The following is a 19,163-nucleotide window of genomic DNA, read 5'->3' on the forward strand; positions in this document are numbered from 1 at the left end:
AATACAATATATTATTTTAGAATAAGCCAAAGAAGTGCATGATTGGGAAAACAAAAATCATACTATCAAAGCGATCCAAAATCCCCCCATGACCCGGAATCAATTTACCCGAATCTTTAACACCAAAATGACGTTTAATACTACTTTCAACTAAATCTCCAAATTGACCAAAAATGCTAAAGATAGCCACTAAAACTAACATGACTAGGAAGCTATGAGGCGCATAGACGGTCTTATCAAAAAGCATAAAAAAGAAAGCTACCACAATGGCTGAAGCAATCCCTCCTAGACTCCCTTCAATTGTTTTATTTGGAGACACTGAGGGTAGTAGTTTGCGTTGTCCAAATTGACGACCAATCATATAAGCACCGATATCAGTCGCCCAGACAATAAATAAAGCTAACAACACCTTATCTATTCCAGCCATACGAGCACTGACTAGATTTTGAAAGCCAATACCCACATAAAAACTAGACGCAATTGGAAAGGCAGCATCTTCAAAACTGTAAGAATTACTGTTCAAAACAGTACCTGCCAAAATCATAAAAATAACAATACCGTATGCTGATAAACTAGCGTCAACTGGTAAAAAGGACAAATAACTATCTAAAGGAACTGTTAAAACAAAGGCTCCTATCATAGCTAATGCACCTTCAAAGGAAAATATTTCTAAACGACGCATACGAAGTAATTCAGAAACACCAATCATAGCTAAAAGTCCAACTAAAAATTGGAAAGGCAAACCACCCATTACTAAAAAAGGGATAAATATGGCAAGCGCGACAGCTCCCCAAATAACACGTTCTTTCATTTTCTCTCTTCTTTCTATACACTACCAAATCGACGATGGCGTTGATTATAATCCACAATGGCCTTATGTAGTTCGTCTTTTTTAAAATCTGGCCATAAAACGGGAGTAAAGTAAAATTCACTATAAGCTGATTGCCAAGGTAAAAAGTTACTCAAGCGTAACTCTCCACTAGTTCGGATAATCAAATCAGGGTCTCTATAAAGATAGGGTAAGCTATTTGTCATTAAATGATTTGCTACTAAATCCTCTGTAATATCGTCAGGATTCAACTTAGCTTCCAAAACATCCTGAGCAATTTCCTTAATGGCATTAGTGATTTCTGAACGTCCGCCATAATTTAGCGCAAAATTCAAGACGAGCCCCGAATTATGTTTTGTCCTCAAACAAGCGCGTTGCATTGCATCGTATGTTGCCTTAGGTAATTTATGAGTATCTCCGATGACCTGTACACGTACATTATTTTTATCTAACTCTGGTACATATTTATCAAAAAATTCAACCGGAAGGTTCATAATAAACTTAACTTCATCATCTGGACGTGACCAATTTTCTGTAGAAAAGGCATAGACAGTTAGTACTTTAACACCTAATCCTGAAGCTGCTATTGTAACTTCTTGAAGAGCATCCATCCCCGCCTTATGTCCCATAACGCGTGGTTTTAAACGTTTTTTTGCCCAACGTCCGTTACCATCCATGATAATACCAATATGTGCTGGTATTTTCTCCAAAGGCATTTCTACTTGTTTTTTTCTTTTAAATATAAACATAATGTTCCTTAATTTAGCAATCGTTTTTCTTATCAGCCCTTTTAAAAGAGCTGGAAATATCCCATACTATAACATTTTACCACATTTCAACTTATTTTTGAGTATTAAAATGCCATTTGTGACAGCAAACTAAAAAGACCAGAACAATCATCTGGTCCTACATATCTTATTCAGTTTCGATGGCTGTTTCTTTATTTTCGTCTTCATTGACTTCAATAATCTTAACATCTTCAACTGGTTCTGTTGGTGTTGCTGCCTTAGAGACAACAGATTTGATAGCTGCCAACTCAAACGTCAAATAGACACCATCAACATCTAAAACCATTCGTTGTGCTTCAGTATTAACTTCATCAACTACTCCAAAAAGACCACCAATTGTGACAATTTCATCACCTTTTTGAACAGCATTCAATTGTTTTTGACGTTCTTGTGCTTGTTTCTTTTGCTGACGTTGCATGAAGAACATCATACCAACCATAACAACAAGCATAATAATAGGTAAGCTCATTTGATTCTCCTTTCCGTGTTCTACGTAATCATTACTATAGCAGATTTATGCTATATCTGCAAGGAGATACTGTCTCTTAGCCAATAAATTCACGGATTTCTTCTTTTGTCATTTTTGAATCGCACTTCACCTTGATAGTTCCGTTTTTAACAACCATCAAACCTGGCACTGTAGGAATGTCATATTTATTTCGAAATTCTTTATTTGCAGTCCAATGATCAAAATCTTCACTATCTAAATGGAATAATTCAAATTCATCTTCATCAGCTACTTCTACAATTTTAGGAACAAAGAGGTGACAAAATGGACAAGAAATACGACCAATGAACAGTACAAAATCTTGATTTGAATCAATTTTATCTTCAATTTCGGCAGCCGTTATCAAAGTCATGGTTGCCAAAAGTTCTTCAAAAGAATACATAGTTAACCAACTTTCTAAATCTTATATTTAAAGAATAACCTATGATGGCAAAACTTGCAAGGCAAGAGTAACAACGATCCTATCAAAATCATTAACTCACTTCTCGCTTCAAACTATCCTCAAAAATGCTCACTCATATTTAAATGACTCATCAAAAAAACTGAGCATAGCTCAGTTTTTATTTTACACCTTATTTTTGTACAGCATTACTGACGCTTTTAGCAACTACATCGGCCACATCATTTTGAAAAGCATTTGGAATGATGTGAGTTGTGCTTAATTCTTCCTCCGGTATTAAACTAGCTATGCCTCTCGCTGCCGCAATTTGCATTTCAACAGTTATCGTTTTTGCTCTAGCATCTAATGCTCCTCTGAAAATACCCGGAAATGCTAAAACATTATTAATTTGATTTGGAAAATCACTACGACCAGTTCCAACTATGTAAGCTCCGGCTTTTAAGGCTTGATCTGGATAAATTTCTGGAATAGGATTCGCCATTGCAAATACAATAGGTTTATCAGCCATCTTGGAAATCCATTCTGCATGTAATGCTTCCGGAGCAGAAACACCTATAAAAACATCGGCATTCTCCAAAGCATCTTCTAAGGATCCAGATTGGAATTCTCTATTAGTCAATTTTGCAATCGCTTTGTGATGAGGGGCTAATGACTCCCGATCTTTATCGTTAATAATGCCAAATCGATCAACTACCGTTACATGTTTTGCTCCTGCTGATAGAAGCTTCCTTGTTATAGATAAGCCCGCTGAACCTCCACCATTAACAACTACTCTGATGTCTTCAATGTCTTTTTTAACTAGCTTCAAACTGTTAAACAAAGCCGCTAATACTACGATTGCTGTACCATGTTGGTCATCATGGAAAACTGGTATATCACATTCTTCAATTAGGCGTTGTTCAATTTCGAAACAACGTGGTGCTGAAATATCCTCTAAATTAATCCCTCCAAAAGTCGGCGAAATAGCTTTTACTATAGAAATAATTTCCTCTGTATCATTTGTTTTCAACACAATTGGCACAGCATCTACATTTGCAAAACGTTTAAAGAGTGCTGCTTTACCTTCCATGACTGGCATTGCTGCCTCAGGACCAATATCTCCTAATCCAAGAACAGCTGAACCATCACTCACTACGGCTACTGTATTTTTTTTAGTCGTCAACTCATATGCAAGCTCCACATCCTCTGCAATAGCTGATGATACTGACGCCACCCCTGGGGTATAGGCAATACTAAGATCCCTCTTATCTTCCACCTTAACTTTTGAAATTACTTCTAATTTTCCACCATTTTCTCTAGCTTGGTTGATAGCTAATTGACCTAAATTTTCACTCATTTTGATAACTCCTTTTGATAAATATTAGAATAACATGCGTAAAATGGCTGTCATTGTGATAACAGTAATAGCTCCTCCTAAACGCGTAGCAACTTGAGCAAATGGCATCAAGTTCATTCGGTCTGCTGTACTTAAAATGGCAACATCTCCTGTTCCTCCCATACCACTTTGACAAGCTGAAATAATACCTGCTTCAACAGGATTCATATTAAGGAATCGCGATACAAAGAATCCAACAGAAATAACTGTAAATACAACACTAATAACAACTATGAAATATTGTATGCTAAGCGTTGCCACAACATCTTTTAACGGGATATAAAGCAATCCTAGACCTGCCATTAGAGGAAATGTAAAATTACCAGAAATAAATTTATAAAGTTGCTTAGCTCCATTTTGTGTTTCTCTAGGAATAACATTAATATATTTCAAAATAGCTGCTGCAACAATCATTAATACGGGACCAGGAAATCCAGTTAATTGCTGCAACAAATGTCCAAAAATAAAGAGACTACATGCTGTTAAAACACCTCCACCCATTTTCTTAACGTCAATTGGGCCAGAATGATCAGCAATAATATCTGACATGTCCTCTCCTTTATTTAACCTTACTAATTGCCCTTGACCAGACAAGTGTGGTTTCTTTTCTCCCAAACGATTCAATAGTGCAGTACATAAAATGGCAAAGAAATTACCAATAATAGTGGCTGGGATGAGTTGAGCAACTAGTTGTTCACTAGCTACACCGGTAATTGAACTATAGCCTAACGATAATGGTAAAATACCTTCACCAATACCACCAGCTAAAACGGGTGTTACGATATAAAACAAAGTGTGTCGCCACTCTAAGCCTAAAATAACACCGACAAATGTCCCTACCATCATCGCACAAACCATTCCTAATAACATGGGGAAAATCATTCTTAGCAATCCCTGAATCAACATTTTCCGATTCATCCCTAAAATACTACCGGACACTAAACAAGCAATATAAAAATAAAGAAAGTTAGCTTGCTTCATCAACATATTTGTTGATTCTAAAACATTTTTATTAATGAGGTTGAAAAACACCAAAATAGATGGTACTAATAAAGATAAAATAGCTGGGCCACCGAAGTTTTTAAAACCAGGAATGCTAGCTCCGATAGTCCCTAAGAACCACCCCATTGTTAAGATAACTGCAAATCCTCCTAGCATATTGACTGGCAATTTTTGTAAAAAGCCTGCTAGAAGAATCAATAATGCTAAACAAACATATACTGGTAGGGGAACTGACCCTATCTTAATATGAAATAGTTTAGCCTTTAAGTCTTGCTTTTGACCTCTAGAATCCTCATTATTCACTACCTTCACGTCTGCCATGAAAGCACCTCCTTTTACTTCTTATGTACAGTTTACTTTGGGACTTAGTGATAAGGAAGTTTATTTAAGTAATTGAATTATTTCAACTTATTTAATTAATTTAAGCTGGATTCTAGTTTTTAGGCTATGTTATACTAAACTCGGAGGGTGCTGATGAAAAAAAAACTATCTCTTTGGGCATTTCTATCATTGATTTTAGTCACTATGACCATTTGTATATTTTCTATTTTTTATTATGTCACTATACATCAGTCCTATCGTATGGTAAGGGTACAGGAAGAAAAAATCTTAAAAAATACTGGTTATGCTTTATCGAGAAATCCACAAGTTATACAAACACTCAAAGATAATCACTATGATCAAAGTCTCCAAAAACAAATGTTATTCCTTAGCAAAAAATCAAATTTAGACTATATTGTCCTTATAAATTTAAAAGGGATCCGTTTTACCCACCCTGACTCCACTAAGATTGGTAAACCATTTCAAGGGGGTGATGAACAAGCTGTTTTTAAGGGAAAAGCTATTATGTCTACTGCAGAAGGTTCTTTAGGAAAATCTTTACGATACTTAATTCCAGTATATGATCACCAAAAACAGGTTGGGGCAATTGCAGTTGGCTTAAAATTAACGACACTTGGAGACTTATCTCAAAGTAGCATAAAAGAGTTTAGTAAGCCTCTCTTGATTAGTATTTTGATTAGCTTAGTCGTCACAAGTATAATTTCTTATGGCTTAAAAAAACAACTTCACAACCTCCATCCAAGTGATATTTTTCAACATTTAGAAGAGCGCAATGCAACACTGGACCAAATTCAAGCCGCTGTATTTGTTATTGACCAGAGGCATATCATCAAAAGAAATAATCCTGCAGCTAGTTTATTATTCAAAAAAGAGGGGCAACGAGACCTATTTTCAGGTAAATTATTAGAATCTTTAATTCCTCAACTCAAGCAGGATCATTTTTCAAAAAAAACTGAACAAGTATTACATTTTCAAGGACAAGACTATTTACTATCTATCTCGCCAATTACGGTTAAAACACAAAATAGAGGCTATGTTGTCTTCTTAAGGAATGTTACTGAAACACTTTTCACTTTGGATCAATTAGCACACACTACAGCTTATGCTTCTGCGCTACAGGCCCAAACACATCAATTTATGAATCAACTTCATGTTATTTATGGACTTGCAGACATTGAATACTACGACGAGTTGAAAATTTATTTAAAAGAATTATTGGAGCCACAAAATGAATTTTTAGCACGCTTATCAATGTTAGTTAGAGAGCCTCGACTGGCTAGTTTCATTATTGGCGAAAGAGAAAAATTCGCAGAAAAACACATCAATCTATCCACAGAAATTTTAGTAGAAATCCCTACCAAGTCAACTGTTGAGGATGTTAATAACTATCTCTTGCTCCACAGATATATTAATACGAAGATACTCACGCTATTAAATTCAACGACTTTAGTTTCTTTACGTTTAAATTATCAAAATAACCTCATTGAAACAGATTATCAATGGGAGAATGAGAAGTGGTTACTCAATGACTACCATCAGTATTTCAACGACGCTTATTTTCAACAGTTACTTGTAGATTCAAGAGCTACTTATAAGATCTCTTTAAAACAAAATAAGGTTATTATAAGAACAAATATTATCTACTCAGAAGGGCCTTAGTATGGACGTATTAATTATCGAAGATGATCCTATGGTGGAATTTATCCACCGCAATTACCTTGAAAAACTCAATTATTTTCAAAACATCTATTCAACTGCTAGTCAAACACAAGCTATTGCTTATCTTAATGACATTAAAATCCAACTTGTTCTTTTAGATATTCATATTAAAGAAGGCAATGGTCTAGAATTATTAAAGTTATTACGCAATCAACACCAAAATACCGAAGTCATTGTTATTTCAGCAGCCAACGAGGCGCACACTGTCAAAGAAGCATTTCATTTAGGTATTGTAGATTACCTGATAAAACCATTTACATTTGAACGCTTTGAGTCTAGTATTGAAAAATTCCTAAATCATTATCATACATTTGAAGCTGATAAAATCTATCAAGACAACATCGATCACTTTCAAAAAATAGATTCTGGATGGCTAGAGGGAGAGGTTAAACTTGATGAGAAAGGGCTCTCTGAAATTACCTATCAGCATATTCTTGATGCCATTCAAGAGTTAGAGCAGCCTTTCACTATCCAAGAGTTAGCAAAATGCAGTCAATTTTCTCATGTCTCTGTTAGGAAATATATTGCCTATATGGAAGAAAAAGGCCTTCTGACAAGTCAGCAAATTTATACTAAGGTCGGTCGTCCTTACAAAGTTTATAAGCTTATAAAAAAAAACTTAGGCCTGTAGACCTAAGTTTTTTTAATCTTCGTAGCCATTTGGATGACTAGAATGCCATGCCCATGCCGATGAAATAATTTTATCAATATTATCAAATTTAGGCTCCCACCCAAGGATTTGACGAGCTTTCTCTGAGGAAGCAATAAGCGTATCTGGATCTCCTGGACGACGAGCTGCCTTTTGAGCAGGAATTTCTTTCCCAGTAATACGACGAGCTGCCTCTAACATCTGAAGGTTAGAAAAACCTGTCGAAGATCCGAGATTAAACACGTTTGATTCATTCCCTTGGCGAAGGTAATCAACTGCTAATATATGAGCATCTGCCAAATCAAATGGATGCACATAATCTCGAACATTAGTTCCATCTGGAGTATTGTAATCATCTCCAAAAATCATTATTTTGTCACGTACTCCTTGAGCAACTTGAAGAATGATTGGTAACAAATGTGTTTCTGGTTTATGATCTTCCCCAATTGAGCCATCCGGTTTATCTCCAGCAACGTTGAAGTAACGTAGAGCGACAAACTTAATACCGTAGGCTTGATCAGCCCATTTCATAATTGTTTCCATCATAAGCTTACTTTCGCCATAAGGATTAATAGGATTTTGAGGAGCTGTTTCTAAAATAGGAACTTGTTCTGGAATACCATATGTTGCAGCTGTTGATGAAAAGACAATATTTTTGATATCACATTCATTCATTACTTCTAAAAGTTTTATCATTCCAGCAGTGTTATTATCAAAATATTTTAAAGGATTTTCCATTGACTCAGCAACTAGTGAAAATGCCGCAAAATGGATAACAGCATCTACATCAGGATTTTCCCTAAAAACTTGACGCATAAACGTTTTATCGGATAAATCTCCTTCATAAAAAATCGCATCTGAATGCACCGCTTGACGATGACCTGTTACCAAGTTATCAACAACAATAACTTTCTCTTTTCCTTGTGTGATTAACTGATCAACCATATGCGAGCCAATGTAGCCGGCGCCACCTAAAATCAGAACTGCCATATTTTTCTCCTATTTCAATACTCTTTTAACATCATTTGTTACCTCATTATACTGAGAATAAGCTTTTTTTGCAAATATCTACCGAAATTAGAATAGCTCTATGCAGAAGGCATCCCACGGCTTGAGAGTGTTACTTGATAGTACTTCTTGAACCTCTGTATTTGAAATAATAGTTTCTTTAACAGCTTCTGGAAATTCAAAAGATTGGTTTTGATCGGATAAGTTCGCAACTATTAAATAACGTTCTTTATCTGTTTGACGAACATAAGCAAATACCTTATCTGCTGTTTCCAAAAGTTTAAAATCAGCATCAACTAACCAGTCGTGTTCTTTACGTAAAGCAACTAATTTTTGATAAGTATAAAAAATACTTTCCGTATCATTTAACGCTGCCTCCACATTAATTTCCTGATAATTGGGATTGACTGCTAGCCATGGGGTACCTTTAGTAAAACCAGCTTGATGTTCTTGACTCCACTGCATTGGAGTACGAGCATTATCACGACCGACTTTACGAATACTATCTAAAATTGTTGCTTCAGATACCCCATTATCCATGGCTTCTTTAGCATAGTTAAGGGATTCAATATCATCTACATCTGCTAAACACTCAAATGGATAATTAGTCATACCAATTTCTTCACCTTGATAGATATAAGGCGTTCCACGCATCAAATGTAGTAGGATTGCTAGAGCCTTGGCAGATTGTTTTCTGTTATCACTATCATTTCCCCAGATCGAGAGCACTCGAGGAAGGTCATGATTATTCCAGAATAAAGAATTCCAACCTTGGCCAAGCTCCAATTGTGTTTGCCATTTTGTAAAAATATCTTTCAATGCTGGAACATCTAATCCGTCACTGTAATCCCACTTAGGAGCGTCAGGTTTATGTTGAAGACCTACATGTTCAAATTGAAAGACCATAGATAATTCTTCATTATCGGGATTTGAGTATTGTTTTGCAATGTCTGGCGTTGCTCCCCAAGTTTCACCCACCGTCAATAAGTCATGCTTTCCAAAACTAGCTCTGTTCATTTCTTTAAGATAATCATGAAGTTTTGGTCCATTACCAGTAATGCCCTTATCTGGAATTTTCCCAATTAAATCAATGACATCCATACGGAAACCACCAATACCCTTATCAATCCAGAAATTCATCATATCATAAATTTTATGACGTAAAGCTTCATTCTCCCAGTTGAGATCTGGCTGACGTTTGCTAAAAAGGTGCAAATAATATTGACCTGATACTTTATCATATTCCCAAGCTGAGCCACTAAAAATAGAAGTCAAATCGTTAGGTTCATCTCGCCAAATATAAAAATCACGTTCAGGACTATTAGGGTTTTCTCGCGCTTCTACGAACCAAGCATGTTCATCAGAGGTATGATTCACTACCAAATCCATGATGATTTTAATCCCGCGTTGATTTGCCTCTTGTAACAGTTGGTCCATATCATTCATATCACCAAAAATATCTGCAATGGCTTGATAATCTGAAATATCATAACCATTGTCATCCATTGGACTTTGATAAACAGGTGATAACCAGATAGCAGTAATCCCTAATTTTTCAAGGTAGTCTAGTTTGCTAGTAATCCCTTTAATGTCCCCCACACCATCACCATCTGAATCCATAAATGAACGTGGGTAAATTTGATAAATCGTAGCTTTATGCCACCAGTGTTTCTTCATTATTCTTCTCCTATCAATAATTCATTCATCTTTTATTTTAACGTTTTTCCTCTTTTAGTGCAAGCGTTTGCGTAAAACATTATAAAAAGGCTGGAACCCAACCTTTTTATGAATATCGCTTATACCTTAACGAATAGCTTGTTCAGTATCTGCATCAAAGAAATGCCCCTTAGCAACATTAAACGTTAGGTTAACTTTTTCTCCTGGATTATGGAAGTCACGCGCTTCAACACGAGAAGCAAATTCTGTTTGACCTAACTTAACATAAAGCATAGTTTCGCTACCGAGTAATTCAGAAACTAAAACTTCTGCTTCAACATTGGCATTTGGATAAGTATCTTGGACAAGAAGATTGCTTGAAATGTCTTCTGGACGAATACCAAAAATCAATTCTTTTCCTTTATAGCCTCGTGATTCTAAAAGTTTTTCTTGACCTTCAGGGATAGCGATTCGAAGACCATCTTCACTAATAATCATACCATTTTCAACTTTAACTTTGAAGAAGTTCATAGATGGGCTACCAATGAATCCCGCAACAAATTTATTGGCAGGAAGATTATAGAGTTCTTGTGGTGAACCAACTTGCTCAATTTTACCAATTGTACCATCACCATCAGGGTTCTTAGTAGCTGACATAATGACAATACGGTCTGCCAAAGTCATCGCTTCTGTTTGGTCGTGGGTAACATAAATAGTTGTTGAACCAATACGTTGATGAATTTTTGCAATTTCAGCACGCATTGAAACACGTAATTTAGCATCTAAGTTAGATAAAGGCTCATCCATTAAGAACACTTTGGCATCACGCACAATAGCACGTCCCATAGCAACACGTTGGCGTTGTCCACCTGACAAATCCGCAGGTTTGCGCTCTAAGAATTCAGTAAGGCCAATATTAGCTGCTGCTTCACGAACGCGCTTATCAATTTCTTGTTTTGAGAATTTACGCAATTTGAGCCCAAAAGCCATATTATCGTAAACAGTCATATGTGGATAAAGAGCATAGTTTTGGAAAACCATAGCAATATCACGATCTTTAGGTGATTTGTCATTGACAACTTCGCCATCAATCTTGAGCTCACCTTCACTAATATCTTCAAGACCTGCGATCATACGAAGTGTTGTTGATTTCCCACAACCTGATGGTCCAACAAAAACAATAAATTCTTTGTCTTTAATATCCAAGTCAAAGTCTTCAACAGAATAATGCGATGCACTTGGATATTTTTTGTAAATATGATTTAAATTTAATTCTACCATTAGATTGACCTCTTTTATTATTGTGATTTTATTATAGCAAAGAAAGGGTTTTCATATAATGGTAACCTTGCCTAAATTTCTTGTGCAAACTAACTAAATTTTAGGTATCCATCGAAATCAAATAGGCATAGGCTAAATCATCTAATATTTTTAAATTAAGTCCCGAAGATTGGGTAAATTTATCTAATTTATATTGCAATGAATTCCGATGAATGAAAAGTGCCTTAGCCGTTTTAGCAAGATTTCCTTGCTCTTGCCACAGGGCTTTTATTATAGCCGAAGTATCACTCGTATCAAGGATATGTTGTAAACATTTTGCTTTAATAGAAGGCATGGGCGATTGATTTGCCAAAGCCCATAAAGCCATCTTTGGAAATCGACAGTAATGTTGTTCGGCCTTGTGACTAAGAAAAAGCGTAAAAAGTTTATATTCTTCTTCATATAATTCTTTCCAGTCCACTGCTTGTAGATGCGTCCAACTATTTCCAAAATAGCACCTTAAACGCGTGTTAAAGTCATTTTCAATCGTTGGTAAAATATCTGTTAGTAATTCCGTAGCATTAAAGAAATTATCCTGATTTAAAATCATGACACTTTGGGTTTGATTAATTGTCATAATTGTTTCTACGTTTATTACTAAAGGCGACAAGAAATCCTTAAGTTCTTCTGATAAGGTAAATTGATGCTCAATAAAAATAAATTGGACTGCCGAATGAGATTGGGGCAACCTTCCACGACCTTCAACTAGATAGCGGTACCAAGGATTCTGAGAATCCACTGAACTCGCATCTTCCAGGCTTGGTGTCATTTGTAATAAGTATAGTTCACGCTTAGTTAGCGAAGATTTTGGAAAGTGGAGGACATGACCATCTTGCTCAACGATGATATAATCCTCACTCTGTTTAACTTCCTGTTTAGTAATAACTTCTGGAAACAGTTCCTTAAAATCCATGGCATCCTCCACTACAGTTTTGTTCATTATATCATATTTATAACCTCTTTTTGAGCACAGAAAAAGAGGAGAATGTCTCCTCAGAAAATTTCTGTTATAAAATAGTGATCCGAATAGAATGCTGTTTCGACTGCTTTGGATTAAGCCGTACGATATTTTGTTTATCTTCTAAAATATCAGACTCTTCAATAGAAGTTGACAAAGAACTCCAGGGTTCCAAAGCCAAAAAAGGACCACCATTGTTACTTGTCCAAAGAATAAGATTCTCAAAATCATCAAAGTCAAGTTGGATTCCTTTTGCATGATTTCTAGATTTTAAGTAAACCGTCTTAGATCGTAGTTGGTCTAAAGTAATAGCATCTTTTTCAAATAAAGCATGATTAAGAGATAATTGTTTTTGATTTTCTAAAAAAGGATGTCTAGCTTGTAAATCTAACAAGCCTGTATCCGGAAACGACTCAGGAATTGTGCAAGTTTCAAACTGTTCAAACTCTAGATAGTAATCACTAAATACTTCCTTTTCAAACAAAGGGCAATTAAAGCCTGGGTGAGCTCCGATAGCATATGGCATATTTTTTTCTGATTCTAAGTTTTTGACAATATATGTAATGGCAATGCTTTTATTTCTTAAGGTGTAAGTTATTTCTAAACTAAAACGATAAGGATAATTTATCAACATTTCTTTACTACTTTTAATTGTAAAACGAACAGAAGAATCCGATATGTAATCATAGTCGAATGTTTTGTGACGTACAAAGCCATGCCTTGGTATGATACCCGTAAAATGTGGAGCTTGAGCTGGTCTGTAAATGACGCAATCATTTCGAACACTTCCGCATATAGGAAATAAAATAGGAGCTTGCCCACCCCAATAAGTGGCGTCCCCTTGCCAAAGGTACTCAACGCCTTGACTATCTGTAATAGAAGTCATTGTTGCACCTAACGCTTTTAATGTCACTTGCAACTCATGATTTTGTATCGTAATAGCCATTATTTTTCCTTTCATAAAGAACAATAATTGCTTTACCAGCTTTTCTCTAGCAATTATCTTTCCTTCCAAGAAGTTGCTGTTTTTTGCAAAATTTTATTTAGTTCATCAATATTTTGGAAACCTATTGTACGTAACCATTGACGTGCACCAGCTTCTCCTTTTTCAACATACTCTTTAACACTTCCAGCCCAAGTTGCTCTACCACAAAGGACACCGTTAAATTTAGCACCAGCTTCTTTAGCAAACACAAGAGTCTCTTGAAAAAGCTGAGCAGGAACTCCTGCACTCAAAAAAATGTAGGGGAGTAGTGTCGCCTGATCTTGTTCTCTAAAATATGCCGCAGCTGTCGCTTTATTATAAGCAGTCTCTCCTTGCGCAAAACCTTCTACATAGTCCATATTGACAGGCACTTCCACCTTCAAGACATCAATATTAAATCGAGGATTTGAAAAAACTTTCATAGCTTCAATAACCTTACGTGGCTTAATTTTGGCATACTCAATACCTGAGCTATCCGTAATCTTTTCATCATATGACAAAATTTCAAGGAAAAAAGGAATGTCTTCTGCAACACATTCAGAACCAATCCGTTCAATATAAGCTTCTTTTTCTTCGTTTACTTCATCCGAACTATCAACATCATAATAAAGTAAGAACTTAACTGCGTCTGCTCCCTCTTCTTTAATGCGTTTCGCAGACCAAATGTCTAAACAGTCTGGGAGTCGCTTGGTACTACTGGTATCATAACCCGTTTTTTCGTACGCAAGTAAAAGACCGGCATTGTCATCTAAAACTTTCGTAGCTGGCAACCCATATTCTGGATCTAACAACATTGATGAAGCGTAAGGGGTTAATTCTTCAGCTACCAAAACTTTAAGTGCTTCTATTTGAGAAACAGTGGGCTCCTCAGATTGATATTTTGCCATTAATCGCTTCAATGCTCCACGTTGGTCAAAAGCCAAGGCCGAAATAATACCATTTTTATCACTCAATTGTTCCATATGTTTTTGTTTTTGTTCTGTTAATCCCATCCTATACCTCTTTCACTTGGATTTGACTGATTAATTCTTGATAGTAGGTCAGATTGATATGCCCTGTTAATGTTTCTTGTGCATTAAGCATACCCAAGACATTAGCTCTCTTAAGCAAATTTGTATCATCTAGTTGATGTTCCAAAGCAGACGCGATTCCTGCAACCGTTGCATCCCCTGAACCAACTGGATTAATAACTTCTATTTTTGGAATCGTCACTTGATAGTAGTGATTCCCATGTTTAGCAAAAGCTCCCCTAGCACCTAAAGAAACAATAACCCAATCAATTCCTCTAAAAAGATCTTGCTGTAAGGTAGATTTTAATTCGTCTAAACTATAGCTAATTGGTTTTCCAATTAATTGTGTTAATTCTTCAAGGTTAGGTTTAATGACGGTCGGCTTAGCACTAGATTTTAAAACCGAACGTAATGCTTCTCCTGAACAGTCTAAAACAACTTTCTTATTAAAGTGATTCGCTAGGGAGATTAACCTAGCATAATAATCTGAGGGGAGTCCCTTTGGTAAACTTCCTGATACTGTTATGATAGTTGCAGCATCAAAGATAAGTTTTAGATGATTCAAAAAGGCGTCTGCTTCATCTTTAGTAATATGTGGACCTTTTTCTAGAATTTCAGTCTGCTGACCCTCATGTAAAACTGCAATACAATGACGTGTTTCTCCACCAATACTTAAAAATTGGTGTCTGATTTCCAATGCATCTAAGCCACTTCGGATGAAATCTCCAAAATCCCCCCCTAATAGACCAGTTGCCACTACATTATCGCCAAGTTGAGAAAGAACACGAGTCACATTTAACCCCTTACCCCCAGGTGTTTTGGAGACGTCGGTAACTCGATTTACAGTATCCATGTTAAAGTTTTCTAAGCAGTACGAAATATCAATAGAAGGGTTCAAAGTTACTGTTAAAATCATAGATATCTCCTTAGTCGTGATATTCACCACGATTCCATTTATCTAAGAACTCTGTGAAAAAGTCATTCTCTTCTTGATGGGCATTATGAGTCTCAACCTCGGCTATCTTTTCAATTAATACTTTGTTTTCTTTTGTTGGTTTATATTTAGCTCTTATAAACGCCTCGATGATATCTGTCATTAACAGCCCACCAGTAATTTTCCCACCAAATCCGATAACGTTAGCATTTAATTCTTCTTTGGCATAGATAGCTGATGTCAAATCACGTACCAGAGCTGAGCGAATTCCTGGAACTTTATTAACAGCATTATTAATACCAACTCCAGTTCCACAAATACATACACCTAAGTCGGCTTTTCCACTAGCGACAGCTTCTCCTACTTTCTTACCATAAATAGGATAGTGAGTACGGATATTATCATAAGTTCCACAATCAATAACCTCATACCCTTTTGTTTTTAAATAATCCACAACTGCAATTTTGTCATAAGTTACAATATGATCACAACCGACCGCAATTTTCATCTGCTTTACCTCTCTTACGCTTAGCACATTTTATTCAACATATCGACCCGAATTTGATGACGACCTGCATCGTAAGTCCCATCAACAAAACCCTCTACTATATGTTTAGCAACTCCTGGACCAACAATCTCTGAACCTAAAGTAATCATCCTAGCGTTATTATGAGCTCTAGTCATATAAGCTGAGCGTTCATCTGAAACTTCTGCTGCAATCATCCCCTTAACCTTAGTGGCTACCATAAAAGGACCAACACCGTAAGCATCAACCATTATTCCTAAGTTATCTTCTTTTTGATTCACTTTAGCAACGATTGCTAAGGTATTATCAACGAAATCTTTGCTAGTATCCGTTAAATCAATAATTTCCTTACCTAAACTTGTAAGGTGTTGTCTAATCACTTCCTTAAGTTCAACACCATGCGCATCCGCCCCAATAATAATTGTCATTTCTTTCTCCTTATTTCACTTTTAATACAATTGTATGTAGTTGGAAGATATTGTTTGTTTTTGTTTGTAATATCATCATATATCTTATTTTTGTTTTTGTCAATGTTTTGTTTTGTTTTTGTTTGAAATGAACAAAAAAAACTCCGTGATAACTATGTCAACTAAAATTCACTACTAGCTAGCTATCACGAAGTTTGATACTTCTTATTATTTTTATTTGTAGGAACGCTTATTCCGCAAGCCATAATCATAAATAAAATTTAAACAAAACATGCCAATTTGCTGCCATTTTCTCCCATAAAGTGCCTTGCTTCTCTGTATTTTGACTAAGAAAACTCCAATTAAAAACTTTGTAATTTAAAGTAAAACTATTTTGATGTTTTTCTCTATGTTCATAAAGGACACCAAATTTATCATTATTAAGTTGTTGAACAGAGTTGTAAGCAAACGAACCATCTTGAATGTGATGGTGATATAACCACTTAAAACTACCATTTCGATTAACTTGCGCTAGACGTGCATATCCATCTTGACGCTTCTTACCTGGCCCATTAGCATTCACTAATAAAATATACTCTTTTTTGTCATGCTCAAAGCGAATAGCTGATAATTGGACGTAAGCATCATGAACTTCCTTATATCGTTTAACATGGTTTTGCCAAGTCTCCCCGCCGTCTTTACTTGTGGCTACTTCTAGGTTACCAGTTAGATTCCTCATAAATAACTTAATGTCCCCATTTTTCAATTGAACGGGTACGGATTCTGTATTTTGTTCTTTTTTATTATCCATTGTTAAGGAGTGAATTTTTTCACCATTAGAAAGTATACGGTTATCATTGACTGCTTTTCCAGTATGCCACGTTTTTCCATGGTCGTCTGAATAAATTAGGCGTGAAGATTGTGAACCTCTTAGATGAGATTTCCAATTCGTAGAATAGGCAGGAATAATAATACGACCAGCGTGTGGCCCCCATTTTAAAACTATACCTTTTCCAGGTCCTATTCCTAAAAATTTCATGCCTTTCTGACGAAGACTTGCTGTTATATCTCTAGGTGATGACCATGTCCTACCATCATCATCGCTATATGACATCCACACATAGCTTGATTTTGCTAAACGAAATGGTGACGTTTTATGTTTTGTAAAATATATATTTCCAAGTAGCTGTTTTCCCTTATAAATATCCCCTAGATTTGAATGGTCACTTTTAGTAGTTTCTGTTATAACATGATAATCAGTCTTTTTCCCTTTAAAATTATATACAATACCTTTGTCACGGATAGTAAAAACCTTCGATTTCTTTCCATTATTATATAAATTAAGATAAGACTGTCCTCCGATTTGGGTATATTCTTTTTCAGGTGTGTTAGCAATACTAATAACGCCTCTTCCTTCTGGAAACATATCATATATTGAAAAAATACGTTTCGTCTTAGAGCTAGTATCTTGAACTAATGCCATATCCATATTAATAGGTGAGCCACTATAGTCACCACTAGTAACTAGCGGAACTCTAGGGTTATTACGGAGATTGACAATAGTTTCTCTTTTTCCCCAAGTGACACCATCATCCTCACTACGGCGAATAACCATTCCTATGTTTCCCCAATCACAAGCTTGCTCAATTCTTTCATCAGCTCCCACAAGTAAAGTTCCTTTTTCCGTTTTTAATAATGAGGGGATACGGTAACCAAACACATTATCTTTATTTTTTCTCCCAAAATCTCCTCCCCTATATACTTCTGTTTTAGCAGAAAGTATAGCACCTTTAGGTAATTTGAGCTGATGGTTTAGATGACAATAATATTGAAAATAAGATTTTATATCTTCAAAATTCAAATTATCAACACAGCAAACAAGGCAGTGTGCCTTAGCTTTTAATTTTTGCCATAAATTACCACTATATTTTATTTCCTTCTCTACTTTCTCTTTGCCAATAGCAAGCATCCCCTCTATAACAGACGATAACTTTCCATCCTTTTGAGAGAATGTTTTAGTAAGATGGTGTTCCTGTATCGCATTCTTTTTAAAGCCCAACGATATCTGACTAGCAATGTCCGTATTACCTATGACATTACTTGTCGATAAATCTCCCTTAGGAATGATATCCAAAGACCTCAACTTATCCCTTTCAAAACCTCTATCCTCTCTCGCTGTCTTTCTAAATTCATCGCTATTAAGTAATGCAACCGAATAACCCTTTGATTCTATCAGGAATCTCTGTTGTTCTGCAATGGAATGACTGCTTTCGGGTATAATATAGGTAGTTCTATTATTAGGTTGAGTTGCATTTAGTTCTGCTAAATTTGCCTGTTTACGATTTTCTTCTGTCGCTATTTCCGATTTTAGAGGAGGTGACAATTTTTCTTGACTGTCAGAATCACCTAAGACTATTACCATATCTTTATCTTTTTGATCATCTACTATTAAACTGTCCGATGTATCAGAATCTAATTCTAACTGCCTCTCCTCTATTGAATTAGTAAGCTTATCTAAAGTAGAGTCAAATATGGGAACAGTAGTTTTTTCATCATCTATTGATATAAAAGAGTTTATATCAGATTTTATTTCCTCACTATAAATTGTACTAGGATGCAAAAATCCACATAATAAGATAAAACCTAGCATCATATATGTACTAGTTATCACTCCTAGACGGCGTATCGTTATAGAAGGTTTCCCAAAGGTTAATGTCATAGAAACTCCAAGTCTTAAAATATTGGTT

18 protein-coding genes are annotated in these 19,163 nt (G+C 35.7%); 2 read left to right on the forward strand and 16 right to left on the reverse strand.

The genetic code is table 11. The features are described from left to right. Positions 1 to 16: 16 nt before the first annotated feature. From EGX96_RS03685 to EGX96_RS03715, 6 genes are all read right to left on the reverse strand, one after another. A complete protein-coding gene (locus tag EGX96_RS03685; protein WP_000664686.1) occupies positions 17 to 811 on the reverse strand; it encodes a phosphatidate cytidylyltransferase in 795 nt (264 codons plus the stop codon). Positions 812 to 825: 14 nt separating this feature from the next. Then, on the reverse strand, positions 826 to 1,578 hold the full coding sequence (locus EGX96_RS03690) for an isoprenyl transferase (protein ID WP_000469562.1): 753 nt from the start codon (positions 1,576 to 1,578) through the stop codon (positions 826 to 828). Positions 1,579 to 1,744: 166 nt separating this feature from the next. Continuing rightward, a complete protein-coding gene (gene yajC, locus EGX96_RS03695; protein ID WP_000056607.1) occupies positions 1,745 to 2,086 on the reverse strand; it encodes a preprotein translocase subunit YajC in 342 nt (113 codons plus the stop codon). 76 nt (positions 2,087 to 2,162) lie between these two features. Next, on the reverse strand, positions 2,163 to 2,507 hold the full coding sequence (locus tag EGX96_RS03700; RefSeq protein WP_000286792.1) for a thioredoxin domain-containing protein: 345 nt from the start codon (positions 2,505 to 2,507) through the stop codon (positions 2,163 to 2,165). A 190-nt stretch (positions 2,508 to 2,697) separates the two neighbouring features. After that, positions 2,698 to 3,861: an NAD(P)-dependent malic enzyme gene (locus EGX96_RS03710; protein WP_001293702.1), complete on the reverse strand. Its 1,164-nt coding sequence runs from the start codon at positions 3,859 to 3,861 to the stop codon at positions 2,698 to 2,700. Positions 3,862 to 3,885: 24 nt separating this feature from the next. Further along, positions 3,886 to 5,205 carry a 2-hydroxycarboxylate transporter family protein gene (locus EGX96_RS03715; RefSeq protein WP_306341182.1) on the reverse strand — a complete coding sequence of 440 codons (1,320 nt, stop codon included), beginning with the start codon at positions 5,203 to 5,205 and terminating at the stop codon, positions 3,886 to 3,888. A 171-nt stretch (positions 5,206 to 5,376) separates the two neighbouring features. Between EGX96_RS03715 and EGX96_RS03720 the strand changes: the two genes are divergently transcribed. Both EGX96_RS03720 and EGX96_RS03725 read left to right on the forward strand, forming a co-directional pair. Further along, on the forward strand, positions 5,377 to 6,903 hold the full coding sequence (locus EGX96_RS03720) for a cache domain-containing protein (protein ID WP_000728117.1): 1,527 nt from the start codon (positions 5,377 to 5,379) through the stop codon (positions 6,901 to 6,903). 1 nt (position 6,904) lies between these two features. Next, positions 6,905 to 7,594, forward strand: a complete 690-nt coding sequence (locus EGX96_RS03725) for a response regulator (RefSeq protein WP_000382775.1) — start codon at positions 6,905 to 6,907, stop codon at positions 7,592 to 7,594. A 12-nt stretch (positions 7,595 to 7,606) separates the two neighbouring features. Here EGX96_RS03725 and galE read toward each other — a convergent pair whose 3' ends face one another. From galE to EGX96_RS03775, 10 genes are all read right to left on the reverse strand, one after another. Beyond that, a complete protein-coding gene (gene galE, locus EGX96_RS03730; protein WP_000279626.1) occupies positions 7,607 to 8,602 on the reverse strand; it encodes a UDP-glucose 4-epimerase GalE in 996 nt (331 codons plus the stop codon). Between the two features lie 87 nt (positions 8,603 to 8,689). Further along, the gene (locus EGX96_RS03735) at positions 8,690 to 10,297 is read right to left on the reverse strand and encodes a glycoside hydrolase family 13 protein (protein ID WP_000716723.1); all 1,608 of its coding nucleotides are present in this window, start codon (positions 10,295 to 10,297) and stop codon (positions 8,690 to 8,692) included. A gap of 126 nt (positions 10,298 to 10,423) precedes the next feature. Next, positions 10,424 to 11,557 carry an ABC transporter ATP-binding protein gene (locus EGX96_RS03740; RefSeq protein ID WP_000229966.1) on the reverse strand — a complete coding sequence of 378 codons (1,134 nt, stop codon included), beginning with the start codon at positions 11,555 to 11,557 and terminating at the stop codon, positions 10,424 to 10,426. Positions 11,558 to 11,657: 100 nt separating this feature from the next. Further along, the gene (locus tag EGX96_RS03745; RefSeq protein ID WP_000345946.1) at positions 11,658 to 12,509 is read right to left on the reverse strand and encodes a helix-turn-helix domain-containing protein; all 852 of its coding nucleotides are present in this window, start codon (positions 12,507 to 12,509) and stop codon (positions 11,658 to 11,660) included. Positions 12,510 to 12,603: 94 nt separating this feature from the next. Then, entirely contained in the window at positions 12,604 to 13,500 is an 897-nt protein-coding gene (locus tag EGX96_RS03750; RefSeq protein WP_001018631.1) for an aldose 1-epimerase family protein, read from the reverse strand. 53 nt (positions 13,501 to 13,553) lie between these two features. After that, positions 13,554 to 14,531 (reverse strand): tagatose-bisphosphate aldolase, encoded by a 978-nt coding sequence (gene lacD / locus EGX96_RS03755; protein WP_000524689.1) that lies wholly within the window; start codon positions 14,529 to 14,531, stop codon positions 13,554 to 13,556. A gap of 1 nt (position 14,532) precedes the next feature. After that, positions 14,533 to 15,465 carry a tagatose-6-phosphate kinase gene (locus EGX96_RS03760; protein ID WP_000604238.1) on the reverse strand — a complete coding sequence of 311 codons (933 nt, stop codon included), beginning with the start codon at positions 15,463 to 15,465 and terminating at the stop codon, positions 14,533 to 14,535. Positions 15,466 to 15,475: 10 nt separating this feature from the next. Beyond that, positions 15,476 to 15,991, reverse strand: a complete 516-nt coding sequence (gene lacB / locus EGX96_RS03765; protein WP_000686152.1) for a galactose-6-phosphate isomerase subunit LacB — start codon at positions 15,989 to 15,991, stop codon at positions 15,476 to 15,478. Between the two features lie 20 nt (positions 15,992 to 16,011). After that, positions 16,012 to 16,437: a galactose-6-phosphate isomerase subunit LacA gene (lacA, locus tag EGX96_RS03770; RefSeq protein WP_000152527.1), complete on the reverse strand. Its 426-nt coding sequence runs from the start codon at positions 16,435 to 16,437 to the stop codon at positions 16,012 to 16,014. A gap of 247 nt (positions 16,438 to 16,684) precedes the next feature. Beyond that, positions 16,685 to 19,135 carry a sialidase family protein gene (locus EGX96_RS03775; RefSeq protein WP_000176333.1) on the reverse strand — a complete coding sequence of 817 codons (2,451 nt, stop codon included), beginning with the start codon at positions 19,133 to 19,135 and terminating at the stop codon, positions 16,685 to 16,687. Positions 19,136 to 19,163: the final 28 nt, after the last annotated feature.

Origin of the sequence: Streptococcus sp. FDAARGOS_520 (assembly GCF_003812685.1) — a bacterium.
In the GTDB taxonomy this organism is placed as follows: domain Bacteria; phylum Bacillota; class Bacilli; order Lactobacillales; family Streptococcaceae; genus Streptococcus; species Streptococcus agalactiae.